The 26,822-nt window shown below is 43.4% G+C and carries 17 protein-coding genes, 1 tRNA gene and 1 pseudogene; 3 read left to right on the forward strand and 16 right to left on the reverse strand.

Annotated elements, in window-relative coordinates; all coding sequences use genetic code 11:
• Positions 1-242 precede the first annotated feature (242 nt).
• Both V202x_RS20095 and V202x_RS28155 read right to left on the reverse strand, forming a co-directional pair.
• Positions 243-728, reverse strand: a complete 486-nt coding sequence (locus tag V202x_RS20095) for a hypothetical protein (RefSeq protein ID WP_145178655.1) — start codon at positions 726-728, stop codon at positions 243-245.
• Between the two features lie 1,092 nt (positions 729-1,820).
• Positions 1,821-2,229 (reverse strand): annotated as a pseudogene (locus V202x_RS28155) (DUF6876 family protein).
• A 458-nt stretch (positions 2,230-2,687) separates the two neighbouring features.
• Here V202x_RS28155 and V202x_RS27595 point away from each other — a divergent pair.
• Positions 2,688-2,864 (forward strand): hypothetical protein, encoded by a 177-nt coding sequence (locus tag V202x_RS27595; protein ID WP_197992993.1) that lies wholly within the window; start codon positions 2,688-2,690, stop codon positions 2,862-2,864.
• Between the two features lie 142 nt (positions 2,865-3,006).
• Here V202x_RS27595 and V202x_RS20100 read toward each other — a convergent pair.
• A tRNA-Lys gene (locus V202x_RS20100) sits at positions 3,007-3,079 on the reverse strand.
• A gap of 283 nt (positions 3,080-3,362) precedes the next feature.
• A complete protein-coding gene (locus tag V202x_RS20105) occupies positions 3,363-4,946 on the reverse strand; it encodes an aldehyde dehydrogenase (NADP(+)) (RefSeq protein ID WP_145178656.1) in 1,584 nt (527 codons plus the stop codon).
• Between the two features lie 96 nt (positions 4,947-5,042).
• Here V202x_RS20105 and V202x_RS20110 point away from each other — a divergent pair, with 96 nt between their 5' ends.
• The gene (locus tag V202x_RS20110; RefSeq protein ID WP_232099030.1) at positions 5,043-6,539 is read left to right on the forward strand and encodes an NAD(P)/FAD-dependent oxidoreductase; all 1,497 of its coding nucleotides are present in this window, start codon (positions 5,043-5,045) and stop codon (positions 6,537-6,539) included.
• Between the two features lie 27 nt (positions 6,540-6,566).
• Here V202x_RS20110 and htpG read toward each other — a convergent pair whose 3' ends face one another.
• Positions 6,567-8,474: a molecular chaperone HtpG gene (htpG, locus tag V202x_RS20115; RefSeq protein ID WP_145178658.1), complete on the reverse strand. Its 1,908-nt coding sequence runs from the start codon at positions 8,472-8,474 to the stop codon at positions 6,567-6,569.
• A gap of 397 nt (positions 8,475-8,871) precedes the next feature.
• Here htpG and V202x_RS20120 point away from each other — a divergent pair, with 397 nt between their 5' ends.
• The gene (locus tag V202x_RS20120) at positions 8,872-9,765 is read left to right on the forward strand and encodes a TIM barrel protein (protein ID WP_145178659.1); all 894 of its coding nucleotides are present in this window, start codon (positions 8,872-8,874) and stop codon (positions 9,763-9,765) included.
• A 48-nt stretch (positions 9,766-9,813) separates the two neighbouring features.
• On the opposite strand, the gene csrA is transcribed toward V202x_RS20120, so the two are convergent.
• The 11 genes from csrA to V202x_RS20175 all read right to left on the reverse strand — a co-directional run bounded on the left by csrA (position 9,814) and on the right by V202x_RS20175 (position 26,814).
• Positions 9,814-10,011, reverse strand: a complete 198-nt coding sequence (gene csrA, locus V202x_RS20125; RefSeq protein WP_144985572.1) for a carbon storage regulator CsrA — start codon at positions 10,009-10,011, stop codon at positions 9,814-9,816.
• 355 nt (positions 10,012-10,366) lie between these two features.
• The gene (locus V202x_RS20130; RefSeq protein WP_145178660.1) at positions 10,367-11,965 is read right to left on the reverse strand and encodes a hypothetical protein; all 1,599 of its coding nucleotides are present in this window, start codon (positions 11,963-11,965) and stop codon (positions 10,367-10,369) included.
• Between the two features lie 41 nt (positions 11,966-12,006).
• Positions 12,007-14,541, reverse strand: a complete 2,535-nt coding sequence (locus tag V202x_RS20135) for an ABC transporter substrate-binding protein (RefSeq protein ID WP_145178661.1) — start codon at positions 14,539-14,541, stop codon at positions 12,007-12,009.
• Positions 14,538-18,215, reverse strand: a complete 3,678-nt coding sequence (locus tag V202x_RS20140) for a PQQ-binding-like beta-propeller repeat protein (protein ID WP_145178662.1) — start codon at positions 18,213-18,215, stop codon at positions 14,538-14,540. The genes V202x_RS20135 and V202x_RS20140 overlap by 4 nt, the downstream gene beginning before the upstream one ends.
• Positions 18,216-18,283: 68 nt before the next feature.
• Entirely contained in the window at positions 18,284-19,300 is a 1,017-nt protein-coding gene (locus tag V202x_RS20145; RefSeq protein ID WP_145178663.1) for an ExbD/TolR family protein, read from the reverse strand.
• Positions 19,301-19,370: 70 nt separating this feature from the next.
• Positions 19,371-19,850, reverse strand: coding sequence for an ExbD/TolR family protein (locus V202x_RS20150; RefSeq protein ID WP_197992994.1), 480 nt, complete (start codon positions 19,848-19,850; stop codon positions 19,371-19,373).
• Between the two features lie 19 nt (positions 19,851-19,869).
• Positions 19,870-20,526 (reverse strand): MotA/TolQ/ExbB proton channel family protein, encoded by a 657-nt coding sequence (locus tag V202x_RS20155; protein WP_144985578.1) that lies wholly within the window; start codon positions 20,524-20,526, stop codon positions 19,870-19,872.
• A 20-nt stretch (positions 20,527-20,546) separates the two neighbouring features.
• Positions 20,547-21,401 (reverse strand): hypothetical protein, encoded by an 855-nt coding sequence (locus V202x_RS20160; protein ID WP_232098590.1) that lies wholly within the window; start codon positions 21,399-21,401, stop codon positions 20,547-20,549.
• Between the two features lie 82 nt (positions 21,402-21,483).
• Positions 21,484-23,265 carry a HEAT repeat domain-containing protein gene (locus V202x_RS20165; protein ID WP_232098592.1) on the reverse strand — a complete coding sequence of 594 codons (1,782 nt, stop codon included), beginning with the start codon at positions 23,263-23,265 and terminating at the stop codon, positions 21,484-21,486.
• 145 nt (positions 23,266-23,410) lie between these two features.
• Complete coding sequence (locus tag V202x_RS20170; protein ID WP_144990871.1) at positions 23,411-23,677, reverse strand: MazG nucleotide pyrophosphohydrolase domain-containing protein; 267 nt, start codon at positions 23,675-23,677, stop codon at positions 23,411-23,413.
• A gap of 176 nt (positions 23,678-23,853) precedes the next feature.
• Positions 23,854-26,814: a tetratricopeptide repeat protein gene (locus tag V202x_RS20175; RefSeq protein WP_145178667.1), complete on the reverse strand. Its 2,961-nt coding sequence runs from the start codon at positions 26,812-26,814 to the stop codon at positions 23,854-23,856.
• Between the last annotated feature and the right edge of the window lie 8 nt (positions 26,815-26,822).

Genomic DNA, 26,822 nt, shown 5'->3' on the forward strand with positions numbered 1-26,822 from the left:
GGGAAGTTTATAAAACTAAGAAACTGTTCCCACATATAGTGTGATATTATGTTACGTTTGTGATTCGTAGAATCAAGTCTGATTTGAAAATTTACCTACGCATTACGTGAATAAATAATCACTTGTTTGTGGGTGGGTTTTGCTGGAGTATTTTCTCGGACCATGGAGAAAATAAGAGCGATGGGAGTGAACAACACATGATTTTGAATTCCGACCACTAGCTTACCTTACCAATATAATTATTAAGTTATCTGTAGAGTAAACGATATCTCTTCATTGTATTGATAATAATATCCAACTTGAAATGGGCTGCATTGACAGCTAGTTATGTCATTCGAACCCAATGCAGCCTCTGAAAGTAGTGGAAAAAGACCTGTTGTATCACAAGGACCTGGAGTTGCATTTGGAGTATCCTCTTCAAAATCGTACGCGTCAAGGTGCCATCCACATAATGGAAATGCGGATTCTATGTCATATATTACATTAAACCCAAATATCTTTGTTTTTACTCCATTCACTGTTTCGCAGACAAATGATATTTGTCCTTCCCAAATACATGGAGTTTGGTAGTAGTTTTTTAAAGTTACAGTTCCAGTGCTGGTGTTAACACCATCAGTTAAATCATAGTCTACCTGGAGTGTATTTGGGAGAGGATAGGATGTCCCTCCTGATTCACAGTCACAATGGTACGTTTGAGGAAGGGTACAAGCTGGATTTGAATTAGGCATTTGTTTCCTTTCAAATTCGAGGCTAAGAGTTTTTTTATATTATGTATGTGCTGTGTGGAATCAAGTGCAGTTTAAAAATTAATATACTCATCATATGAATGAGTAATCACTCGTTGTTGGAGTGAAACTTGCTGGTGCTTTTGAGTTTTTCTAAAGAACAAAGAGAGCGATGTGGACAAGGTCAGTTGCAAAATCACTGGGACGGAGAACTGACGTTGCCCCCTTAACCGAGCCCAGAACTTGATATACTGATCAGGGTTCTGGACCTAGTAAGGAGAAAACATCAGTGCTGCTGCATCGTAGAGTATTTCCTGCATCATTTTCTTACAGAGGATGTGGTAGCTATCGGCATAATAGACCCACAAATTCCTCGAATACGGGAAAGTGCGACTTCGGTCAATGAAAGTTGTTATTTCGCGTACAATCACTTAAATAACCGTCAAACGGTTTCACGTCACTTCGTACTGATCTGAAATTAATCCATGTCAGTCCGCCAACTTAATTCTGTTCATGAAACTCATGATTTTACGTATAACAACTCAAACACTCTATTTTGCTAGCAATTAAGTGAGCCGGAACAATGGATTCAGGAAGATGTGAAATTAACACAAAAACTCTCCACCAGATAGAAGATTATTTCTCCAAATCAATCAGTTATTTTAATTATCCAACTGAAGACTTTAGACAAAAAATGTTTTCGGTAGAAGCAGAAAAATCAATTCTAAACATAAGGTGCTTGACACTCCCCGATTCCGAAGACTGGTGCTCTATCCAGTTGAGCTAACATCGTAGCAAAAACGTCAGACGCCCTATTTCTAAAACCAAATATTAAAACGATCGTTTTCGCTGACACGTTATTTCAGTCAAATACAATTGAGTTGGATTGGAATGATTCGAATCCAAAACAAAGAACACAAGATATTAATCAAATTTTGTTCGCAAATCTCGTCGTTTTCGCGTACACATCATTTCGGTTAGATGAGGCTAGTTTATTAGTAGTAAAACGAAACCATAACCAACCACACGAAATTTTATTAATACATCCTTACAATCAATTAAATATGAAAAAGAAAGAGGGCAAAATGCCCTCAATCAATATTCAGATGGTAGCAATAAGTTTCCATCAATAAGCCATAGAATAAAGTTCTCAAGCGGAAAATCAGTAAACGAGATTTCTTGTTTCACTTTCAGCGGCTCATTAGTATCTTCTTTCATGCTAAACAATTGCCGTTGCTCCCTTTTTTGATCTTTTAAGTTTCCACACTTGAAAAGGAATTGTTGCAATGTCGTCTTGTTCCTGGTATGAAGCAATGAAGTCAATTAGCCAACATGCCTGAGCACAATCAGCAAGATGCTTAGCACCATCCGTGTATGCGAAGTAATCTGTAAAATGTTTATAGTATGTTTCAGTTCCCGTAAAGTGCTGCAATTCCTCTAATAATATTTTATCGAATATTCCTTTTACACCCTTACACTGCCTACTCGATTGTGGCTTATACAACTACCAATAAAAGTGCGAAAGCCATACGATAGAGCGATGGTTGAGAATCGTAACGAAATGCAATGAAGTAAGGGTCACATACCAAGTGAACGAAGTGAGCAATCTGTTAGACAGCAATTTATTTCAAAAGTGGTATGATATTTAAACAAATTAAGCAAGAAGGTCTTCGATTAAGAAAGAACTATCATCCCGCAATCGTAGAAGACCTTGAACGTCTCGCCCAAGATGAGTATGCAATCCGAGTCATAGTGACACCCTATGCGATTAAGGAGAATGAATGCGGCTGTAGATCTGATGGATTAAAGTACACCTTGTATTCATCAATTAACGGCAAAAAGAGTATGTTGTCTTTGGCACATCAAATCAGTCATTTTGAAGTAGGGCATTTTAAAAGAACAACGCATTGTAAGATACGCACCTAAATAGAAGCAAATGTGTTTGCAGCAAGGCTTCTTGGCATGGGATTTTTTGGCTGTAGCTTCGCAAAAATTCTGATAGAAATCAAATTGGGATATGCTTTTGGCAAACACCTCGAAAAATACTCCCCACCAAATGTCGTGGAGTTGCTTCGTATCGGCAGTGAAGAGGTACGGGGCAATGGAAAAGAATACGATCCAAATGATTTAATCGCGTGAGGAAAAAAGATCGCCCAATAATTTGTTGCCCGCTTTTTTTCTTGCGCATAAACGGGCAATGAGCGACACTAAACTATAGGAAAAATAAAAAAATCCCACAAACAAAAAAGCCACAACTCGTTATGAGTCATGGCTTTGTGAATGAGGGCGCAGGGACTTGAACCCTGGACCTACGGATTAAAAGTCCGTTGCTCTACCAACTGAGCTACGCCCTCATTGTTCTTTTTGTATCTGGACAGGCCTGGATGACAAGTGTTCGGAACCACTTTGTATTTCAACAGGACCGTTTGATCGCTGAGTTAGGATAATAGCAACAAGCCCAATAAAATCACAACATTCCGAGCAAAAAAAATCATTGTAAATTCATATTTTCTCTACCCTTAGTCAAATTCCAATGACTTTGCGCCTAAATGAATTCATTCAACAGTCATGTCCCGAAAAAGTCTCTATTTCTTAGTGATTTGGGCATGCCAGGATTCCAGGAGCGTGAGAGTCTAATTATGAAGAATAGTCGTCCGTTGTGTACATTCCATCGATGTATCGCCATAGTTTTGAGTTAGGATTTTGTGGCTTCAGTGCTTCCGGTAATCGATGAGGGCGAACGTTGTCATAGCATTGGAGCATCGAAAAACGGTGGATCGCGGCGGGAATCCCGACCGACGTAAATACCGGATGCCCCGTTGAGGGGAACGGTCCGCCATGATTCATCGCGGGACTAACGGCGACTCCCGTTGGCATTTTATCGTTTAACAGTCGACCGACTTTTTGCCGTAAGACCGGAGCAATTTGGTCGTAAAGTGTGTCATCATTTCCGTCGGTATGGCTATAAATGCAGCCGGTGAGATTTCCCTCAAGGTATTCTGCGATTTCTGCTAACTCCTCGTCAGATTCAGCGATGACGAATAAGGCGCTGTTTCCAAATGCTTCTTCCTGTAATGAGGATGGGTTGGCAAGAAATTGGTTGCCGCTGACTTTTAACAGCGTATTCGCATAGGAGAAACCAGGACCATCCGATGCGGTGCCGCCGGTAATCAGGGTGGCACCTGCCGCCTCGATTGCCGCTATCCCCGCTTCAAGACCTGTTTGCCCTCCTTTGCTGAGTAATATTCCTGCGGGAGCTTCTTCAAATTTCTGGGTCACCTGTTGAATAAATGTGTCTGCGGAAGCGCCTGCTTTTAAAATCACCAGCCCCGGATTGGTACAGAACTGTCCGGTTCCCATCAGGCAGCTGCCTTTAAATTCTTCGGCGATGTCAGCGCTTCGTTCATTTAAGGCTTCAGGCAGCACAAACACAGGGTTAATACTCGACAATTCCAGATAGACGGGTTTGCCTGCTTTATCGGCTGCTGCTTTAATCGTCAATCCGGCACTACGACCGCCGGTATAGCCGATGGCTCCCATGAGAGGATGTGATACGAGTCGACAACCATCTTCATGACTGGTGCGATAGATGAGTTGAACGAACCCTGTCGGCATATTGGTCGCTTTTGCGGCTGTGTCAGCAGCTTCCGCAAAGATCTGCGTGGTACCAGGGTGAGAAGAATGTCCTTTGGCAATGACCGGGTTTCCTGCAGCGACCGCCGCAGCGAAGTCACCTCCTGCGATACTGTTAAAAGCGAAAGGGAAATTATTGGGACCAAAGACGGTGACTGGACCAATGGGGCCAAACAGGGAGCTGATACCGGTTGCGGTATCAATGGTTGGCATTGCCCACGAGCCTTCACGGGCATGAGTGGCGGCCTGTCTCAATTGATTGGTCGTGCGGGGGAGTTCGCCATCTCTCAAGCGGGGAGATTCAGGGTAGCCGGTTTCCAGATGCGCTGTTTCGACTAACGCTTCAGTCCGTTTTTCAATTTCCTCCGCGTAGGAATCGAGAAAGGCAGCAAAACGTTCTCCAGACCAACCTCGCATTTGTTTTGACGCATCAGAAGCGGCCTGAATCGCTGCTTCGATTTCATTCCAGGGGCTGACGGGATAGAGTGGTTCCAAAGTTTCCGCCGTTGCCGGATTGGTCGCCTGAAATGTATTTGATCCCGTTGAAGAAATCCATTGACCATTGATAAGAATTTGTTGTGTTGCCATGACGTATCCTTGTGAGCCTGCCAATAAGTTGGCAATTGGTTAAAATGTGTATTTGGGTAAGATTTATCATAGTCTGTTTAGAGAAGATTAACAGTGATGCAGCAATTTGATGTTGTTATTTTGGGAGCTGGCTTTGGGGGAAGTCTGACAGCATTGCTGCTGAATCAGATCGGTCTCAACGTGGCTTTGATTGACCGGGGAACGCACCCCCGTTTTTCCATTGGTGAATCTTCCACTCCCATAGCCGACTATCTGCTGGAATCGCTCTCCGAGAACTATGATCTTCCACAATTTCAGCCATTTTGCAAGTATGGGACCTGGCAGGAACGATATCCTCAATTGGCCTGTGGAATCAAACGTGGATTCAGTTATTTTGCTCACGAGCCAGAGCAGTTCTTTCGACAAAAATCGAACCACAGTAGCGAGTTGCTGGTGACAGCAAACCTGGATGAAGCATCAGCAGACACACACTGGTTTCGGGCCGATGTTGATCATTTTTTCGCGGAAGAAGTTCAAAAGTCGAGTGTCGTTTATCTGGATCAGACTGAAGTGGTTCTGGCTCAATCCGATGATTGGACAATCCAGGTAGAGAGAAGAGGGGAACGCTTCGATTTTCGAGCTCAATTTCTCATCGATGCGACGGGGGCGATGGGCGTGGTGCCTGAATTTTTAGGAGTGGAACGTCAAACAGAGTTTGAATCCTGTTCGACAGCGGTCTATGGGCATTTTGAAAACGTGATTCCCTGGTCAGAAATATTAGATCAATATGAATTTGATCGATCGGAATATCCTTTTGACTGCGATCAGGCGGCACTACATCACGTATTGAGTGAAGGGTGGATGTGGCAATTACGTTTTAATAATGATATTACGAGTGCCGGTTTTGTTTTAGATTCAGCTAGGAATGCTCGTTCAGCCAATGAACTGTGGCAGAATCTTTTGAGCCGCTATCCGTCAATTCAATCGCAATTCGAGGAGGCATCGATCGTTTCACCGAACTTCGGTCTCTGTTCAACAGGCAGGTTTCAGCGTGGTTGGAAGGAGTGTGCAGGTCCCAAATGGGCTCTGTTACCGAATACGGCAGGTTTTGTTGACCCGTTACATAGTACCGGGATTGCCCATACTTTGTGTGGGATCGAGCGTCTCGTTATGATTCTGGAACAGTGCTGGCGAAATAGTGATGAATTGTCTGTTGCCTTATCGCACTATTCACAGTCGATTCAAGCGGAGTTGAAATTAATTGATGCGTTGGTCGCCGGTTGTTATCGGACTTTGAAACATTTTGATCTATTTACGACGAGCACGTTGTTTTATTTTGCTGCTGCGACTAGCTTTGAACACCAACGATGTAACGAGCAAAAGAGACCACTGTTTCTATGCGCTGATGATGTTGGCTTGAGTAACATCATCAGCGGTTGGCTAAGTGAGGTCTCTAAGATAAATGACAAAAATGTGTCTGAACCCGATGAAATCAAACGCGCGATTCTAAACGCGGAAACAATGTTAAAACCCTGGAACCGAGTGGGTTTGTTTCACCCCGATGTCCCGAACATGTATTACTACACTGCGGCTCCCAAAACAGAGCCGCAGTGAGTAGAGTGAGAAAGCAATCTATTGGCCTTAGGTAATTATGGGCGAACGCTTCTGAGCCAGTTCTTCCATCATGCTCTGAATGTTGCTCGTAATCTCATCAGGACTTGTTGCGATTCCCGTCATCAAGGAAGCGTTCCAGAAGAGTTGACGGCCACATTGCTTGATAAAGGCGTGTTGATCTGTGTTGGAAGAGAGCGTGCAGAGACGCTTTATCAATTCTGCATCCGGATTAATTTCCAGAATCCGTTTTGTCGTCGGAAAATCTTTATTGTTCATACTCAACACTTTTTGTAGCTGAGAACTGATAGCGCCTTCCGGCATGACAAGACAACAGGGGCTGTCTGTCAAACGATCTGATTTTGTGATCGATTCGACATCGTCTTTGAGTTCTTCTTCGAATAACGAAAGGACTTTCTCGAATTCAGGAGAGACCGGCTCCTTATGCTCTTCTTTCTTTTCCGATGCCTCTTCTGATTCTACTTTCTCTTCACTTTCACCAGGAAGTTTTACCTCTGAAGAATCGATGGAAATAATATCGTGATCTTCAAATTTCGCCAGGTTTGAGAGTACGATCTCATCCATTGGATCTGCCAGATAGAAAACTTCGATTCCTTTCTTGCGGAAGATTTCAAGATTCGGGTTCTTGGCAATCGTATTGAAATCATGCCCGCCGAGATAATAAATTTGTTTTTGGTTTTCTTCAGCTCGCCCAAGATATGTTTCTAGTGAAACGAGTTCATTTTCAGAAGCTCCTTTAGAGGATGGGAAACGCAGAAGTTTGGCAATGGCATCACGGTTTTCAAAGTCAGTACCAATTCCTTCTCGAAGACTGCTGCCGAATTGACGATAGAATTCCAAATACTTTTCTTCATCGTCTTTGGCAATGGAGGCCAGATGTGAGAGTACTCGTTTCGTTAACACTTTTTGAATCTTGCGGAAGATGGTGTTATCCTGCAGCGATTCACGCGAGATGTTCAGTGGCAGGTCTGCCGAATCGACAATCCCATAAATGAATCGTAGATATTCAGGCAATAAATCTCTGTTGTCATTTTGAACCAGGATGCGTTTTGCACAGAGGCTGATGCCATGTTCGGTACGACCAAAGCCCATCAATTCGAGATTGGTTTGTGGACAATATAAGATGCTGTGAAATTGAAAGGGAGAGTCACTGCTCAGGTGCAGATGCCAGCGTGCCTGTTCTTCTCCGTTATGCGCCAAATACTGATAAAACCCGTCATATTGTTCTTGTGTGAGCTGTGTTTTCGGTTCCAGCCAGATGGGAGGCTGATCGTTGACAAGTTCATCGCCGAGTTTGATAGGATAGGGAACGAAAGTGGAATACTTTTTCAGGATAAATTTGAGGCGTGTGTCGCTTGTATATTCGTCGAGGTCTTTGCGTAAGTGCAATCGTATCGATGTACCACGTTCCAGTCCCTCTTGTGCTTCAATTGTGAATGCACCTGTGCCATCTGATTCCCATTTCCAGCCAGATTCTTCCTGGTAGCTGCGCGTCAAAACTTCAACTTTATCGGCGAGCATGAAGGCAGAATAAAATCCGACTCCAAATTTTCCAATGAGAGAAACTTCTTCTTTCTCATCACCGGCTGCATTTTTCAAAAAATCAAGCGAACCACTATGGGCAATGGTGCCAATGTTCTCGATTAATTCTGCATGTGTCATACCGACGCCATTGTCGGAGATTGCCAGAACTTTGTTTTCTTCATCCGGTTCGAGACGAATTTCCAGGTGTTGCTCTTCTTTTGCGGTTTCCTCTGTCAAAGAGAGGAATCGGAATTTATCCAATGCATCAGAGGCGTTGGATATGAGCTCTCGGATGGCGATTTCACGGTTTTGGTAAAGTGAGTGAGAGAGCAGATCTAATAGTTTTTTGATTTCTGCTTGAAACGTAAATTTTTCGGGTGTTTTTTGGTCCATGGTCTTTCTCTCAATTAATCAAGCCTGTGTCCAGATTTATTATAGTGCCTTCAGGGCAATTTGGATCTCGTATCATAGCTTTGAAGCCGTTACGGTCAAATTGGATGCGTTATAGAATTTTGATGTAAACTGGAATTTTCTCCGGCAAAAGAAGTAAATCCACTGATTGAGCCTCTATTGTCTTGTTTATAAAAAGTAGAGGATTTATTGTAAAGTGGCACAGCATCTTCGTATGGCGGCTCTGGTCTGAAAACCCTCTAAAAGACAATTGTAATCTGTAAGAGGTCGCTGTAATAATAAGATGTAACGGTGGCAGGTTCAGACTTGCCGGGTGTTCAGAGTAAAGTCTTTTTTAATGAAGCATTCAATCTAAATAGATAATCTGGAGATAGCGATCATGGAATTCTTCTCTCGTCGTGACTTTTTGAAAACTACCGCATTAGGGGGGACTTTGGCACTGGGGGCAGGTATGTCTGGTTCTGTATTTGCAGGCAAAAAGCCGGCTCGCCAGGCACAATATGGTCTGGTCACTTATCAATGGGCAAAAGATTGGGATCTGCCGACTCTGCTCAAAAACTGTAAAACAGCCAATGTATTGGGGGTAGAACTAAGAACGACACATGCACACGGTGTCGAGCGCACGCTGAACAAACAACAAAGAAAGGAAGTGGTTCAACAGTTTGCCGACAGTCCGGTTACATTAGTAGGCATTGGAAGTAATGAGCGATATGACAATCCCAATCCAGGTGTCCTCAAGAAAGCAATTGCAGACACGAAAGACTTCATCAAACTGAGTCACGATGTGGGAGGCACCGGTGTAAAAGTGAAACCGGATTCATTTCATAAAGGTGTCTCAAAGGAAAAGACCATTGAGCAGATTGGACGTTCTTTAAACCAGGTTGGAAAATATGGAGCTGACTGGGGGCAACAGATTCGTCTGGAAGTACATGGTAAATGTGCACATCTTCCGACAATTCGGAAGATATTAGACATTGCCGACCATCCTAATGTGGCGATTTGCTGGAATTGTAATAAGCAGGATCTGGAAGGCAAGGGGCTGGAGGAAAACTTTGCGCTAGTCAAAGACCGTCTGGGAGCGACAACGCATATTCACGATCTGATTCATTCCGACTATCCACACAAGCAATTTTTTGAGTTGATGGCTGGTGTAAACTACACAGGCTGGTTGATGCTTGAAGAAGGCAAACAACCTAAGAAAGAGACTGTTGCTGCCTTGGCAGAACAGCGAAAACTGTTCGATCAGATGTGGGCTCAGGCGCAAGACAGCTAATCACTGTCTGATGAGACTTGGATGAATTACGACGATGTGAAGTGATGATCACGGAGATTGAAAGTTTGAGTTTTTATTCAGACTTTGTTCTTTGATCGCAGCATACACTTCTTCCCGGTGTACGGTAACATCTTTGGGGGCTTCAATTCCAAGACGAACTTTGTCGTTTTTAATTTCGATCACCATCAGTGTGATCGAATCTCCAATGATGATTTTTTCATCTTTTTTTCGGCTGAGTACAAGCATCGCTATTCCTTGCGAACTAATAAATGGGGGAACATTTTGTTACAGTCTCTTTCTGTGAACAGGACGCGAAATCGCTATCCGTTGAAAGAGTTACACTTAAAACTTAGCGTATTGTTTTGGCGTTTCTGCTCTGATCTGAAAAAAATGGATAGGATTCGGCTAACCAATGCTTAAAAAGAAGTAGTTGTAACGATTGTATGAATTATGATCGTATCTTTTTCGGCAAGTCTGCACATGAGTTCTTCTACCTCTCAAGCCAGAGTGTTTGGTGAATCAGCCGATTAGAACTTGTCTCGAGTTATTATTAATGAGACAGAGGGCGCTATTTGACACACGCTTAATGATTTCGAAGGTCTTAGCGATTGGGAGCTCGCTCTTGAAGCTGTCTTAAATCCTGGATCTCTGTTTTAAAATCGATGATTCCGGTTGGATCCAGAAATCGGTCAATTCGAGAAGCTGTGTCTCTGCATAAGCTGGCAATTCGGGATTGTGCGGCTCTGTTGTTCTGTTTCTGAGCCGCTTCTATGGCAGACACTCGAACAACATTCAGCTTTTCCTGGAAAATTTGTTTGGGTGAGATTTCGCTTTCCAGTTTTCTGATGCCTGTATCGACTTTAGTCCATTCATTATTTCTGGCCCACTTGCGAATGCGCGCCATTTTCATAGAAAGAGAGGCAACCGCCTCTATCAGTTCGCCATTCAAAACTGCCAACTCTCCTTCCACGTTTAATCGAATCCTGTCATCGGGAACTTGGATCGAAACATCGCGGTCGATGCCGGGAATATAAGGTACATTGGCAACAAGTGCTTTGCCGCTACGAACGTAAAGCCAGACCAATGGTTGTTTTGGATCCGTTTGGAGTGTGATTTTTCCACTGCGATTTGTTAAATATTGTTCGGTTATATAATCCAAAGGTTTTGTAACTGGCTTTTTCGTTTGTTCTTTTTGTTTTTTGGCTGCGATTTGCCGCTGTCTCACCTCCTGAGGATTCAAAGGAGAGAGTTGTACCCTCATGCCTGCGTAAGATTGTGTGGATTTACCACGGGGAATCAAAGCGAGATTCGTTTGTGGATATTCTGGCTTCACTCGTATGGCAAGCGTTTCGACTCTTCGCCGACTTCCACTGAGAATTCCGCGCAGTCCTGAAGAAAGGGAGCAGGTTGCGTACTTGCGATTCATTTCTTCCAAAATGAGATAAGTCCAGGGAATAAACTGAATGTTTTTGACTTCTCGATTTCGATTTAAATATCGAAAGAAAGGTGTGAAATAGACGTCTTTCTCTGACATTCCTAATATGGGGTCTGGCGTCAAGTATTGACTCGCTTGTTCGCTCACTGTGACCTGATTTTCGATGACAGATTCAATTGAGACAACAGGTGAGAATACGTTGAGTAGCGAATGAAAAATCGTATCACTGAGAAAAGATTTTTCAAATGTGTTCTCAATTGAGACAGGCCCTAGTCTTTGCGAGAGAGAATCAAACTCTCTTCCGGAAATCTGATAGCCAATTCCCTTTGGTTCAATCGCAATCAGAAACAACTTATCAAAGGGAAAATCAGGATAACGATTCAAAATGGCAACTGGTTCTAAGCGTTGCAGGCCTTCACTTGAAGAAAGTGCCAGCCAGTTATTTTGATAGATTCCAATTGCAGTTTTTGAATTCGTTTGATCTGTAGCATTATTATTGAGTTTCCACTTTTCACCCACCGATCGTTCTATGATCTGTGCTAATTGGCTTTGGATTCGCAGGCGATCAGAAGACGTCAGGTTTGCTTTTGGTTCATAGGAAATATCAATTCTGACTCGATATGGTCTGAGGCTGATATGCTGGGGCTCAATTGATTGGGGTGATGCCTTTTCTATTTGTGCAAAAGTATTCCAGTTCGGGAAGAGAGCGAATCCCCAACAGAAAAATATACACTGAATCAATTTTGCACGATCAGATGAAAACATGAGTTTACCAAAACGAAATCGATTTTTAATCTAAGTCAAAACTATTTTTGTGTGAATGCATCTACATTTGGAAAAACAGGGGTTACAACCCACTGTTCTACATTGTCGTAAAAATTAAGAGGACGATCTGCATAACCCTTTATGTTCGTCCGAAATACATGAAACTGGTCGATTTCCCATAATGGGACAATATGAGCCATTGAATATAATTGCAGCTGCAACCTTTTGATGAGTGCCGTGGCCGTTTCCCAGTCGGTTGCTTCATCCAGTTCGATCAATTTTAATCTCAGCCAGTCAGGAAAAATTTCGAGAGAGTCAATTTGGGCTCCCTTTCCTACGGTGAGAAATGGCCAGAGCTCCATAACTGGTTCTGTCATGGTGACAGTTCGATAGGCGATGTCCCAATTCAAACTTTTCTTCTCAGCTTCAACTGGTGTATTGGGAATGAGTGTGACTCTCACACCAATTTGTGACCAGGCGTTGATTAATTCCTTCGCTGCTTCCTGCGCTTCCGGATTCGGATCACAGAGCATATGCAGTGTTGGGATATTTCCTCCCAGTTTCTTTTGGGATGCGACAGCCAACGCAACTGCTAAAGGAAAATTATACTCACGTTGAGGAACTTGCTGGTTATAAGCTTGTAGCCCTGTGTAATAAGGAGCGGTGATCAAGCGACCGTTCAAGAGTTGAGATTGATGCAACAGGGTGTCCGTCAAAATTTTCCTGCGATTGATTGCATAGGCGAGTGCTCTGCGTAGCTCAATGATTTTGAGTGGCTTACTTTCCGGGTTGAATTGCAAAACATGTGATAAAGGGATTGCACTCTGGACGACGTTAAATTCTTCCTGTTCTTGAAAATAAGAGACCAGTTTAGCTGGAAGAAACGGGAGTACAGACACTTCTCCCAGTAATAACGCCTGAAATGACTTTTCAAAATTAGGATAGCGAATTTCATTGATCTGAGCCACATTATAATCGCGTAATCCGGTTGGCTCAGGAACAGCACGAACATAACGTACCTGGTTCGGTGTTTGTTCATCTACGATAAAACGATTAGAAACAAAGATCTCAGGTTGCTTGGGGTTGCGTGCATTTTCTGAATTGATATCGGTTGATACTGTCTCCCAGAGTGGTTTGGCTTCTATGGGAAGCGTTAATAACCTTTCTGTCCGTAAAGGGACTCGATCAAAAAAGATACTAAAGGTAAAGGGACTGGTCGCTGTGATTGATTGAACATAGCTGTCGAATCGTTCGTCATATTGACTGTTTCCCGGGGTGATTTTCTTTCGGAGGAACTCAGTGATATCAGCAGCCATCATGGTGGGATGCGATTCCCAGGATGCATACGATTGTCTCAAAATAAAGTCCGCACGGCGCCCCAGATCTGTCGGATCCCACTGTTCAAAGAATCGACTTTGATATTGTGGAGTTTGATTGATACGAGCGACTTCAAATAAGGGGATTTGTGTTAACTTCCGATGTCGGCGCGTCGAGTTTCGTTCCAGAAAGAACGGCGTTTTATCGAAAGCTGTCTCGAGAACGCCGACATTGATGACGGGATAACGGTTATGGTAACGTAATAGCGATTCACGCAAGCGAGGATTGATTGGCCAGACAATGGAAGCATCCATCGCCGATTGAATCGCACTTTGATAATCGTTCTGTTTTGCTTGCTGATCCGCATTGTTCAGAATTGTATTCGAGCGGGCCAGTAAGGATTCCTCCCAGGTCGCAATAACTTTTTGCCGGGGAAACATGCTTCCCAGTCGTTTCAAAAAAAAGTGGGCTTTCCGGAAATGCTCTTCCTTTACCGATTGCTTGATCAAAACGTCAATCACTTCACCGGCGAGCTGACTTAAGCCGGGGTATTCAGGTGACCGACGATGCAGATCTTCAATAAACGCGATTGCGATTTCAAATTGTTTTAGTTTTTGCTTATCTTTTGCTTCCAGGAAAAGTAGTCTTTGTTGTCGTTGGTTAAACCCAGGCCAGTCGCGATGTTTTCGGTCCAGAACTAAAAGTAATTCAAATGCCAGACGTAATTGGTTGGATTTTAGTAATTCATCAATTCGCATTAAGATTTGATCTTCATGATGAACGACCTGTTTAACACTTTTTCTCTGGATTTGATACTCAGGGTTTTCTTTCTCATCAACCAGTGTCAATTGGATGAAATTGAATGCGGCTCGCATTTTTCGTTGCTCATCAATTTCTGCTTTGCTTTTGGGTTTGGGCCAGCTATAGCTTTCTTTGAGTGCTAAATCGAGTTGTTGCAGAGTATTAGGACGCGGGTAGATCGGTTCTACGATGAGAACACGATCGTTTTCCAAGACGACCCAGTCTACAGGTGGTTTTTTCAACAGATCATTCATAGAAGGAACTTGCATTTCTTCTATTTTAGGTAAAAGTGTAACTTCCTCTTCTTCGGTTTGTGTTGAATCTGTTTTAGTAGGATCAGACTTTGTCGGTTTGTCTGACTGATTCTCTTTTTGGGCCAAAACTGAAGTTGATCCCGACAAAACGAGAACCAATACCAGAATACTAAAACAGAGACTTCTGTTTGTTAGATTACTCATAGCGAAGCCTGTCCTTTCTGCTGCAGGACCTGGTCGATCCGATAAAGGCTTCCATCCACAGTTGGTACCAGCATTATCTGATCCAGATTCACAGTGGCTCCACTCGTGGGGAGTGGGGTGTTAAATTCTGTTTGAATTTTTCCAGTTTTGGCTTCGACTGTGATTAATGTGCCGTTGCGCAGCGTTAGTAAGATTTGATCCGCATACATGGAAGGTTGACCTGTGAGGGATGAATCCGACAATTTTAAGTCCCACCGTTTTTGCAGACCGTTACTAATGTCAAAGCAGCTTAAATTTTGCTTCGACTCTACAAACAAGAGATCTTTCGTAATCCAGAGATCATTGGCAGCCGGTGATGCTAATTGGAGTTTTTCTTTTGGTTGACCAGTCTTGGCATCGAGTAACTGTAGCTGTCCAGACGCATCTGATATGGCTATGAAATTATTACTTATTCCTGCATTAAAATCGATGGGTTGTTTGTTGTCTGTCATTGATACAACAGCGAGGTGACGTGCCGGAGTTGTGCGATATTGTAATGTGAAAATCTGGCCGCTGGATGTTAACGCGATACATTGATCTTTCGAAATGGGAATGAGTTGTTTCCAATTGATTTTTGCATCAACATCATCTGGCAGAACAAAATCTTGTACGGTGTTTAAACCTCGTCCTTTGCGGTATACCGAGATTTTTTTATGGAATGGAAGTGCAATTCCATCACCGATTAGAATCGGCAGGGTATCTAAAGGTGCTTTTAATGGTATTGTTTGTTCCAGTTGTCCAAATGAATTGAGAATCCAGAGCGTTGGTTCCGGGGAGCCGCAGTAGACAGCAATTTTACCATCAGACAGTTGGGTCGTTTTCAGTGGTTCAGTCAGCCCTTCGGGGAGTTTGAGCTGGGTGATGGTTCTCTCTTTGAATTTCGAGGCACTCGGTTCAAAATCTTTATCGCGGATTCGAAAAATATCTCCATCAGAAGTGACGCAAACGAGCCCGCTATCTCCAGCGGAGTACGTTGCCAGAATGTCTGTGCCCAGAATTGATTTCCAGGAACTACTCATTTCATCCCGATTTGCGATCGTAAAAATGACCGAGTTTGAGGAAAGCAGTCGCCGGGCAAGATACAGATTATTGCCAATCAACTGCATCGGCTGTGCTCCCAGGCCATCGGCAATTTTTTTCTTGTCTAATTTGATACCGGAATTCAGAAGCGTAAACTTGCGTAATGCAGAACTGCTCATCCAAAGTTGTCCACCGGAACCGGCCGACAGATAGATTTGGCATGAAAGTGGATCTTGTAACTGATAGGAGGCAATTTCAGTCAGTTTTCTTTTACCTTCCTCATCGGTCACAGTGAAAGCCGTAATGCGTTCTGGAACAGTGGGGAAAAATAACTGTTTGCCACGCAGCACAGGTGGGCTTTGCACATGACCTTTAATTCGGTATTGCTCCAGTTCGTTGAGTGAAGCATTCTCACCATTCCCATCCAGCACATGCAGTAGTGCCGAGTCTGCACGGTCATTCTCACATACCAGCAGTAGTTTTCCCATAGGAATAATAGGGATCTGTATCGTGCCCGGTCGATGACCGAGTGCCGTGACGCGTTTACATTCAAAAGGACGCAATGAAACAAGATAAACGACTGCTTCATGTCCCGCGACAGCGACGGCTTGTTCTCCGTAGACCAGCCCGGGTGCACCGATTAATGGCTGTGCGAACTTAATTTGCGAAACGAGATTACCACTGAGTAAATCGAGACTGAGCAAATCACCCGAGTCACATGAAACGACAATGAGCCCTTGATGAATCAATGGGTGCCCCGTCGGTCGAGAGGGCATTGCCTGACGCCAGATCAATTTTCCATTCTTTTGTGAGACACAAATCAGTTCCTGATGCCTCGAATCATAGAGGAGTAATGCAGGTTCGGCTCCTGTGACAGTCAACGGAGTGAAGGGAGCATCAAGGCCAATCGGACGTTGCCAGATAGGATCTCCTGTAATGGAATCAATCCCAAAGCAACTACCATTGGCCAATGCGAATACGTTTCGTCCATCCGAAATCGCATTGGAGCGAGAGCGAGTATGCAGTGCCAACGTAACGACTTGCGGAAATGTTTCAGGGTATTCTTCATTCGAAGCGGCAACAGGTTCGTTATTTATTTTGATGAGACCTTTTTCGACTTCGAGAATTTGATCAAGTACGGTCGACATCTTGCGATCATTGTTATAATACGGATAGCGATCCAGTAGATGCCGTCTGCGTTTCAATGCTTTTAATGTCTTTTTTTGTTTGATGGCTTCTTCAATTTCCAAGACTGCGACATCAAATACCTCTTTCCTCAGAATTTCGGCCTCTGCTTTTTCATAACCGGCTTTGATTTTCGCTAAAGTTTCAGTTGGAGGTACATCTTGAGGGCTATATCGAGTCAGTATCTTCTCGGCATTCTTTGATACCACTAACAAATCGCGATCTTTCGTTCGGCTGGCTGTTTCTACAGATCCGAGTGCAATTCGCTGTCCATAATCGGCTATGATTGGGTGCTGACTTTTGAAGTCAGAGTCATCTCTATGTTTTTTGATAAATTGATCGGTCGCCTCCAATCCTGATTTCCAGGCCGGTGTTGATCCCGAAATTTCCTTCTCTACTAATGACTTGCTGAGGAGGATGCGTGCTTCATCGACATAATCGCTTTTGCTATAATTTTCCTGGAATTTTTCGAAGAGCTGTATCGCCTGGGAATATTTTCCCGCTTCCATTTCCTGGACTGCTGCGTCAAAGTGTCGTTTGGCAGTATCACGCCCAATAATGAACCAGAAGGTCAGGGCTGTGAGCGCTAAAAGAATACCGCCGCCGGTAAGTGAGAGGACCAGCGGAGATCGCGTGATTTGCCGTTCCCCCGGGCGAACGGCATTTTTGGAAGATCGCTTGCGAATGCGATCTTTTAATGAAAGCGTACTTTTGTTTTCAGTCTCTGCTGTTTCACTTGTACCTTCTATTTCATCGGAAGCATGATCACTGGTGCGAGACAAAAAAGTGCGTTCAGGAGCTTGCGGAGTTTCTATAGAACTTCCAGCTTCAAGTAGTTCTGCAGCAGACTCCAGGTCGAGATCATCATCGGCTGGCAGTTCTTCGACTGGAAGTGGTTCTATTTTTTTGGATACCTTTTTTTCTTTTTTGGACTTCGAGACTTTGTTTTTTGCAGATTTCGCTTCTTGTTTCCTCGAAGATTCTTTGGTAGATTTGGAACGGGATGGACTGTTTTTTTCCTGTGGCTTTGGAGGGGAACGCAATTCCGCTTCAAGCTCGTCCTTGCTGATCGGCTGTAAATCGTACATTGATGATTCGTTTTGATTGTCGGAAGTATCGGGTAATGGAGAAGCCAGATCCAGTAGATCGACTTCGTCTAGAAACAGAATATCCGCTTCTCCGATCCGGATTAAATCGCCATCATTTAATAGCGTCCTTCCGGACATTGTTCCGTTGACGTCAATTCCATCGCTGGTTGCCGCAAGAATTTCATATCCCTTTTTATTCCAGCTAATACGGCATTGCATTGATGCAACACCTTCAATCTGCAAATCATTCGAAGTATGACTCCCAATGGATATTGGCTGTTTTTTGGATAACTCAATCTTTTGAGTTTTCCCGGATAATAGTGAAATTTCTAAACTGGCCATCTCAATCACTTATCTTTGCAGAATTGTAGGAAGTAGGTCATGCTTTGCATCATTGTACTTCTTCTGAGTCAGTCTTCAGGACCACGGTAAGAAGCGAGTCTGATTTTTTGCATACCAACTTCATTAGCCGCATCGACAACTGCGACTACTGTTTCATGTCTGGCAGCGTTGTGTGCACTAAGCACTAATTCCGACTTCGGTTTTCCACCCTGATCACGACGGTCCAAAATTGCTTGAACAATTTCGGATGGGTTTGAGAGTTTGATATCATCAACATAAATCCCATTATTGTTATCAATTTCGACAATGATCGACTCTTCACGAAAATCATCCAGAGTTTGTAACGACTGGGAAACACCATCTTCATCTGGATTCGGAGGAGGTACCTGAATACTCTTTTGCAGACTGAATGATGCGGTAATCATAAAGAAAATAAGTAAGAGAAAGGTGACATCCACCATCGGTGTCAGGTCCATTTCTTCAAATTCCGACTCCGCACTCCGAATGGAAAACGCTTCATCATCGTCTTCATCTTCTTCTACGTCATTTCTGGGTTTTGTGGGAGGAACTGTCGCAGTTTCTTTCGATGGTGTTTTAGCCTCTATTTTTTGGGATGCCATTTCCGGTTCTGACTGAGGAGTACGTTCTTCAGATTCGCTGGTGTCGAGTTCAGGAACTGGTTCGGGCTGTGATTTCGTTTCCTGTTTCTCTTCAGAGCTTGGGGGAGACTTCTCTTTTTCTTCAACCTGCTTTTCGATAACGGGCTGCGCAGTCTCTTCTGCGGCTGCGGCTTGTTCCCAATCTCCTTCCAGAATTTCATCCCAGCTTTCACCGAGCGGGCCTAAGTCATCCAGATCGTCAAGTAATTGGTTTTCTTCCTGATTGACTGAAGTGGTCTGAGGTGTTTTTTCTGTATTGGGGGGGGCTTTAGGAGTCTTTTCTGCTACTTCTGTTCGACGGTCTTCACTTTTTAATGGGATCGTAATTTGACGCTGACAGGCAGGGCAGGAAACCGATTTTCCTGCCTTCTTGCTAGCGACACTTAGCTTTTGACCACATTTTTGACAGTAGAACTTGATAGGCATATTTAATTCAATAAGTTGTATTCTTTTCGGATTAGATTAATTCAAGATCGAGATTGAGTGACGATCAAAATCAATTATTCTTTTTCTCTTCAATTCCAATATAAAATTTCACTCCATCCACTTCTGTTACCGCCCGAGTCACTTCCTGGACAAAGCCATGTGGTACGCCCCGGTCTGCTTTGATGATGACATCGCTCACACCATTTTGAACGCGCTCGCGTACTTTAGCAGTTAACTCTTCGAGTGAAACTTCGGTTGCGCCTCCTGATTCTTTAAATTCAACAACACTCTGTCCGTTTATTCCGTTTCCATCATTATGAACTAAAATGGTTGTAGAAAGTCGGGTATCAACACCAACTCCATGTCGGGCAACCGGGACATCTGAGTCCTGGGTTGCCTGCATTGTCGAAGTGACCATAAAGAAGATCAGTAGGAGAAACGTGACATCAATCATAGGGGTGATATCCAAGTCATCACCGGTTCCACGTGACATAGATTTTTTTTTCCAACTGTCTTCATCAGTATCAAATATTGTTTTTTTTCTCGCCATGTTCAATAGGTCCTGGAGGTCATGACTGACGTGATGAGTCAAGAATTTCCAGAAACTCACCCGTATGTTCTTGAACAGAGTCTTGCAGTTTTCCGATGCGAACATGAATCAAGGCACCAGCCATGACCAAAGGAATGGCAACTGCTAGGCCGGCAGCTGTTGTAAATAACGCGAAGCTGATCTCGCCCGCCAGTTGGCTGGGATCGCCTCCAGACTCCTGCATGTTGCCGATTTTATCAAAAGCGTTGATCATTCCGATCACGGTTCCCAATAAACCCAGCATGGGAGCACTTTTCACAATAGTACTGATCCAGGACATGCGATATTCAAGGTCAGCCAGAATATCCCGTTCAAATTTTTCAGCGAGCATCTGTCTTAATTTTTTCGCGGGACGTTCCATATTGGCCATCGCGACTAAAATTAATTGCGGAACTGCTTTACTCCAATAGGGAGGCGAATCACAGAGATTGATTACAGATTCATAGTCCTTTTTTTCGATATCTTCATGAATCTGGTCGAGAAATTCGCTTGCTGCATTTTGTGTTAAGAATCGTTTTTGTGCGATTTGTCTGATTAGCAGGATGACACAAAAAACGCCATACAAAGCGGTCAATCCCAATGCAATATAGATGGCATAACCAGCCACATTCAAGATAGGAGTCAGCGAGTAATTCATAGATGCCTGCTCATGTGTTGTTAGCGGAAATAAGTTTGTCGTGTGACCTCGAAGTTGTATCCCGTACGATCGCCGCGGACCGTAAAATAAGTACGACGGATCTCATCGAACTTTTTGTTTCGATATCGCTTTTCTTGTGAAAGGAGCATGTTTTCTGTTTGTTTTGGATAAAAATGAAACAGGATGGCACCGGTTACATCAAAGCCTGCCTTTTTAAACAAGCTGAGATCGCTGGTTCTGCGCTCCCCTCCTTGCCACGTCATATAAAGTCGTTTTTCGTTTGCGCCCGAAGATACCGTTCTGGAGACGGGTTTATCGGACGAGACTTTCGATAAGTAAATCATCTTTCCGTTTTTGAGTAATGCCCCAAGTTCAATTTTGAAAAAATCCAGTTGCTTGGCATAATCGCGTAGAGAACCTCGATCAGAAAACTTGATAAACCAGCGTTGTTCACGTGGGAGTCCTTTTTTGCCAGGACCAAATCCCAATGCGCGCTTTCCGGTTCCAGCGGCACTACCGACTTTGCCGGAGTTGGTCAGATCTGTTTGCATTTGCTGCTGGACTTGTTGGGTGGCTTTGTCTGATAATTCGACCACGCTGTCGAGCATTTCCTCTACCTGATTTTCTTCTTCTGGTGTGTCGATTTGAGAAGGATCATCAATAGGATCTTCGGGTGATTCAACAAGCAGGGATTCATCAGGCGATCCATCTTCAGCGCCGCCTGCTAAATCGATCATTTCCAGTGCAACGTCATTTTCTGTTTGAGGAAGACGATTGGTAAACCAGACTATGGAAAGCCAGAATACGGCAATGATCAATGCCAGCACAACAGCGATCAACGAGGAACTGACCTGGTCATATTGCGTAACACGCATGACCGGTGATTTCCTGTGATCATTCTGAGATGTTGCCTGCGACATCGTGTATGACAATTCTAGTTCGGTTTAAATATCTGAATTATTTTGTTTTGGATTGGGGGAATTCATTCAGTACTTCGAAGAGATCAAATTTTTCATCGAAGGGTTTCACACTGTTATACCACTTTTGCCAACGTTTTATGGCTTCATCAGACCACTTGTCGACAATCTTAATCCGTTCTTTTTCGTCCAGGTTTTCAGCAACGTCTGCCAAAGGATCTTCTGGCATTCCCAGACCGCGAATTTTTCGGCTGAGCGTACATAACCCATTTCGTGCTTCGATTCTGACACTCAGATCGGGATCTTTTAAAGCACGGATTAAGTAAGGGGAGACGCGAAAATCATTGGTGCGCGAAAGTGCCCAGACTGCGGTTCGGCGGACATCAGGAGATCTCGCATCGACTAGTTTTAAAACTCGATCTTTTTGATTAATGAGTTCTTCTCGATCACCGAGTGTGATTGTTTCGACGAGTGTTTCCTGAGCTGCTTCAAGGTCGGCGTTCGCTGGATCTTCCAATTGGGCTAATAACTCACTCAAATCGCCAGAGAGTTTTTTGTTTTCGACCTTTCCATTTCGCATCTGGACTTCCGCCAGATTTTTAGGAAGACCTCTACCTCCTGCTAATAAACCGGAACCAACTGGTTCAGGTTTGTATTTACGACCTAGTGTTTTAACTGTTGCTTTGGAAAGAAAAATGATTGCTAAGCAGGTGGAAGCTTTTATATTGTGAGTCCCTTTCCAACTGCCATCATCCTGTTGAGTCAATAGAAGTTGACGGGCTCCGTCTGCGTACCAGTCATAAGGTCCCAGATTTTGTGTGTCCGCAATCGCGGCAATGCGTTCAATTCCATATAAATAATAATTAGGCCATCGATTGAGATTGCGAACATTATAATTTTTAACAATCCAGCCAAGACCTTTTGATTTTCCTGCTTCGAGCGCGTTAAAACTGATTGTTGGTTTGGTGAGCTTGTTTTCATCTTCCTTGGTTTTTTCTTTTTGAGTTAAGTCGACTTTTTCTAGAAAACCGAATTTTTTTTTCTTTTCCTGATTCGCTTTTTTAACAGGACCACTGCGTAATTGGCCATCGGGATAAAGTTGCATTGATATCACATACATGCTACCGGTTCCTGCAACACCCATCGTATGCAATGGGGCTCTTTCAGAGGCTGATGCAGGGTGATAACCAAAAGCCCCATCGGGGTACTGAGTCGAGAGATGCCAGCGTGCTGCTTTATCCCAGACAGAAGTCGGTACGATGACTCCGGCCCGTTCTGCAGCCCAAAGTCCTAAAATCGCGTATTGAGTAATACTGGTATCACCATTATGGTCAATGTCTTGTGGGTAATACCAACTACCACTTTTATGTTGAGTTCTAATTAAGAAATCAGCAGTGGCGCGAATTTCATCCTGATATTTCTCAGGGTTAATCGCTTCGAGTACCATTAATTGCACGCCAGCGCAATAATTGAAGTCGCTGCCAGGTCTATATTCAAGTTCACCGTCTTTATTCATTCGATTGTGATCAAAAAGGATATTTTTCAAACAGGTCTGAATATAGGGCGACTCTGGTGATTCTCCTGCTTTAAGCAACGTGTAAGCAACAAAAGCATTCATACCAGTCGTACGATAATCATCCGTCTGTTTCAAGAAAGCAATACCACGTTTGATGGCTGCGTCAATTTGTGCTTTGGGGGGTTGTGCAGAGGCTGTATTCTGGAAAGCAATGGAAAGAATGATTCCACATAAACACGTTCTGAAATAGACACGAGCGTGTTTGAAAGTAGAAAATCGAGTTTGAACAGCGCAATGATTTTTCATTTTGATGCGATAGCAATCTGAGATGAGAGAATATTGCTGAATGGACATAGATGTCATGACTTGGACGCACTATCCAGTCTAATTTCAGAAGTGAAGCAGTGTCAATCACTATGCTGCAAATCTTGTCAGGAATCACATTTACGTATCAGGGCTTTCGAGAGAGATCACAGGTACAGATAGGTTGATGGCACCTTGGGCAGCCTTGGACATACTTTTGGGCTATCGCCTGCTCCAGATCGATACCAGCCACATTCGCCATTGTGGCTAACCAGGCCAGAACATCAGCAAATTCTTCAGCCAGATTTTCTGAATCATTATTTTCCCTGAGAGCAGATGATAATTCCCCTACTTCTTCCATAAACCACATGAACGTTCCTTCAATTCCACGAGCCTGATCTTTCTCGTAAAACATCGTACGAATCACTGATTGGAACTGGGAAATCGAAATTTCGTTTGTGTTATGCAGATCCTGTTCTGATTTAGAAGAGGAAGCATCGAAAGGGGGAGTCGTCACAGGGAATCCTTATAGGAAATGAATTATCAGTTAATTCAGTGTGAATTTATTAGACGGGAGTTGGACTTCAGAATCTATTGTTTTTTCTTTAATTCGATAGCTTTTACATGATTCGGATTTTGCTGTAGCAAACGATCCAGTTCAACAACAGCCTCCTTTTTATTTCCAGAGTCGAATAACGTTTTGGCTAAGAGGAATCGCATCGCTTCATTCTCTACATCGAGGTGCAAGAGCATTTTTAACTCTCGGATTGCTAAATCCGTTTGGTTTAGTTTCAATGCGGTTTCGGCTATTTGTTGGTGTATTTCCGGGTCGAGTACATCGACGTACAAACTTTGTTGTCCCCAATACAACGCATTCTCATATTTTTGCTGATCAAGAAAAAGCTGCATTAAGATTTTCATACTCTTGTTGTTGGCAGGATCCAGATGTACGTATTTGATTAATGTCGATTCTAAATTTGCTGAATCATCCATGCTGTGATAAATTTGCGCGAGACCTTCCAGCCATTTGGTTTGATAAGGATATTTTGAGTGACCCATTTGATAAAGTTTGAGTGCTTCTTGAAACTTGTTCTGTTTCAGTAGTAATTTGCCGACTAATTCCAGAAGCTCAGGATCAGGCGATTTTGAATTTAAGGCTGGTTGAAGAACTTCGGTTGCCGATTTCATGTCTTCTGAGAGAAGTTCAAGACGGGCAATGGTGAGCGCTGCCTGAGGTTGCTTGGGGTTTTTGCTCAATACATCGAGTGCAATTTCACGCGCTTTTTGTTTCTTACGGAGTCGAAGTAGTTGGTAAGCATATTGTCCTGCGATGTCCAGGTTGTTTTGATCCTGTTCATATTGCTTCCGTAAATCACTAAAGCTGATGGTGGATTTTGTTTCATAACCTTTCAGTGAGTTGGCAATTTTTTGTAAATAGCGATGGTAGCGTTTTTCAAACTCCTGCTGATCGATCTGAAAACACTGCCTGATCGCATCTGGTGTTGATAATTGTTTCTGGTAAGCGGACAGCAAATTTTTTAACGAATCCTCGCCGAATTCCTCGACCATAAACTCCGCACAGAGCAGGCTTTGACAATAGGCAAAGTTCCAGTTATTTGAAGATTTGGGACGCACGAAAACGCCATCTAATTCATCCAGTGAATAAATTTCGTTCTTGGGAACACGTTCTGCTAACAGCTGATTAAATTTTTGTGGCCGCGCACTACCTTCGCTTCTGACAGCAAGTGCTTCAGTAAACCAATGTGGAATTTTATATTTGGTTTGCTGAAGTGTGAAGACATGCACAAGTTCGTGTTTGAGGACCGCGGCCCAGTTGAATGGTTCATTCATTGTCGTAGGAGAAGTCAAGGCAACGACAGCTCCCGTTGAAGCACCAATTGTCTGAATCCAGGGCAGGCCGATCATCCGGGCGCTGAACCATTGATGGGCTCCCAAGCCCTTTGCATTGTGATAGATTTCAAACTGGGTTTTTCCGGGAGGTTCATATCCAAATTGTTTTACCATTTCAGGATAAATTTGTTCCAGGTACTCAGCCATATATTGTCCCAGAATGAAATCGGCTTTGGAGTCGTAACGAATGATAAAATGCTCTGTGGCGATTAATCCATAAGATTCAAGTACACCTAACACTTTTCGCATATTACTGACGCGCACATGATAGGGATCAGCTTTAAACGCTTCGTTCAGTGTTTGCAGTGCCAGATCCGTTTTCCCCATTTGCATGTAAAGCATTCCCAAAGAGGTCTTCGGACCTGAAAGCTGAGGCATCATCTCTTTTGTCTTCAGATAGGCATACTCGGCAAATGAAAACTGGCGTTTCATTTCCAATAACTGCCCCAATTCGTAAAGAAAGTATCCGGGTTTCGGATTTTGTTTTAAGAGCTTTGTGATGAGAGTTGTGAAACGGGTTGCATCTGGATTGGCTTTTTTTGTATTGCCAGCATCTTCAGGGTCTTCGAATAGTAACGCTAGTTTTGCTCGGTCAGGTACACCGTCCAGAAGCGAGTAACAGGCGGCAATTCTCGCTAACACAGACTGATTTCGCGCATTGATAGTAAAAGCGATTTCGGCAGTTTTTAAAGCTTTATCATAGTGGCCGTTAATCAAGTGCAGATCGCACTGCAGGAGAAGTGCTTCAATCAATTTTGGGTTGATTTTTAAAGCCTTCTCAATCAGTTTAATACTTTTGTCAAATTCATGTGCCTCAATCGCAGATCGCGCTAAAGCAACATAAACAATTGCAGCTTGAGAGTTGATTTTGAGTGCCGAGCTAAATTCTTTCGCGGCCTGAGGACGATTATACTTTTCCTGCAGGATGGAGCCGCTTAGATAAGAAGATTCCCAGGCAAGGGGATCTGCTTTCAAAGCATCGGGGCAAAGGGTGTTAATCACAAAGTTGAAAATTTGAGAAACACTGTTCCAGCGCGCGTATTGTGTGGCCCCTTCGGCGATCAACATCAGAGTTTCAGAATCTTCAGGCTGAGTTCGGTTATAATAACGCACGAACCAGCGGTAAGCCTCATTGGCTTCTTCAATTTTACCAGAGTCTGTTAAAAGATGTGCTTGAATCAAATGTGCCAATGGGTCATCCGAGTTGAGTGAAAGCGCACGTGTTACGTGTGTGTCTGCTTTTTCGTATTCTCCCGTTTCATAATACAGCTTTCCAGCTATGGCATGCAGTTTGGCTTGGTCAGGTATTTGCTCTAAAGCGGAATGAATGCGTTTCAATGCTTGTGCTGTTTCGCCTGTTAACGTAGCAATGTCAATACGACCAAGGAGAATCTGCCATTTCAAATCTTTCAATTTGGGAGAAGTGTCCGAGAGTTGCTTCTCGGCTGCATCATAAACTTCGATTGCTTCCGCATAACGACCATGCTGTTTATGTTCATAAGCGGATTTAATTAATTGATCAATTGTCTTTGACGATTTTCTTTCAGTTGCACTTAAATCGCACGTGACAGATGGCAGAATTAACAGCAAGGTGATGATGCAAAAGCTGAGTAGGGAATTTTTAGAAATAGGGGCTGGCATACTTTGGA

The organism is Gimesia aquarii (assembly GCF_007748175.1).
GTDB classification, from domain to species: Bacteria; Planctomycetota; Planctomycetia; order Planctomycetales; family Planctomycetaceae; genus Gimesia; species Gimesia aquarii_A.

Coding starts and splice junctions, on each gene's coding strand:
- V202x_RS20105 (WP_145178656.1), bottom strand. CDS start 4,946: ATGGCAACACAACAAATTCTTATCAATGGTCAATGGATTTCTTCAACG.
- htpG (WP_145178658.1), bottom strand. CDS start 8,474: ATGGACCAAAAAACACCCGAAAAATTTACGTTTCAAGCAGAAATCAAA.
- V202x_RS20140 (WP_145178662.1), bottom strand. CDS start 18,215: ATGGCCAGTTTAGAAATTTCACTATTATCCGGGAAAACTCAAAAGATT.
- csrA (WP_144985572.1), bottom strand. CDS start 10,011: ATGCTTGTACTCAGCCGAAAAAAAGATGAAAAAATCATCATTGGAGAT.
- V202x_RS20160 (WP_232098590.1), bottom strand. CDS start 21,401: ATGCGTGTTACGCAATATGACCAGGTCAGTTCCTCGTTGATCGCTGTT.
- V202x_RS20120 (WP_145178659.1), top strand. CDS start 8,872: ATGGAATTCTTCTCTCGTCGTGACTTTTTGAAAACTACCGCATTAGGG.
- V202x_RS20095 (WP_145178655.1), bottom strand. CDS start 728: ATGCCTAATTCAAATCCAGCTTGTACCCTTCCTCAAACGTACCATTGT.
- V202x_RS20110 (WP_232099030.1), top strand. CDS start 5,043: ATGCAGCAATTTGATGTTGTTATTTTGGGAGCTGGCTTTGGGGGAAGT.
- V202x_RS20170 (WP_144990871.1), bottom strand. CDS start 23,677: ATGTTTTACGAGAAAGATCAGGCTCGTGGAATTGAAGGAACGTTCATG.
- V202x_RS20150 (WP_197992994.1), bottom strand. CDS start 19,850: ATGGCGAGAAAAAAAACAATATTTGATACTGATGAAGACAGTTGGAAA.
- V202x_RS20175 (WP_145178667.1), bottom strand. CDS start 26,814: ATGCCAGCCCCTATTTCTAAAAATTCCCTACTCAGCTTTTGCATCATC.
- V202x_RS20155 (WP_144985578.1), bottom strand. CDS start 20,526: ATGAATTACTCGCTGACTCCTATCTTGAATGTGGCTGGTTATGCCATC.
- V202x_RS27595 (WP_197992993.1), top strand. CDS start 2,688: ATGGGATTTTTTGGCTGTAGCTTCGCAAAAATTCTGATAGAAATCAAA.
- V202x_RS20135 (WP_145178661.1), bottom strand. CDS start 14,541: ATGAGTAATCTAACAAACAGAAGTCTCTGTTTTAGTATTCTGGTATTG.
- V202x_RS20145 (WP_145178663.1), bottom strand. CDS start 19,300: ATGCCTATCAAGTTCTACTGTCAAAAATGTGGTCAAAAGCTAAGTGTC.
- V202x_RS20165 (WP_232098592.1), bottom strand. CDS start 23,265: ATGAAAAATCATTGCGCTGTTCAAACTCGATTTTCTACTTTCAAACAC.
- V202x_RS20130 (WP_145178660.1), bottom strand. CDS start 11,965: ATGTTTTCATCTGATCGTGCAAAATTGATTCAGTGTATATTTTTCTGT.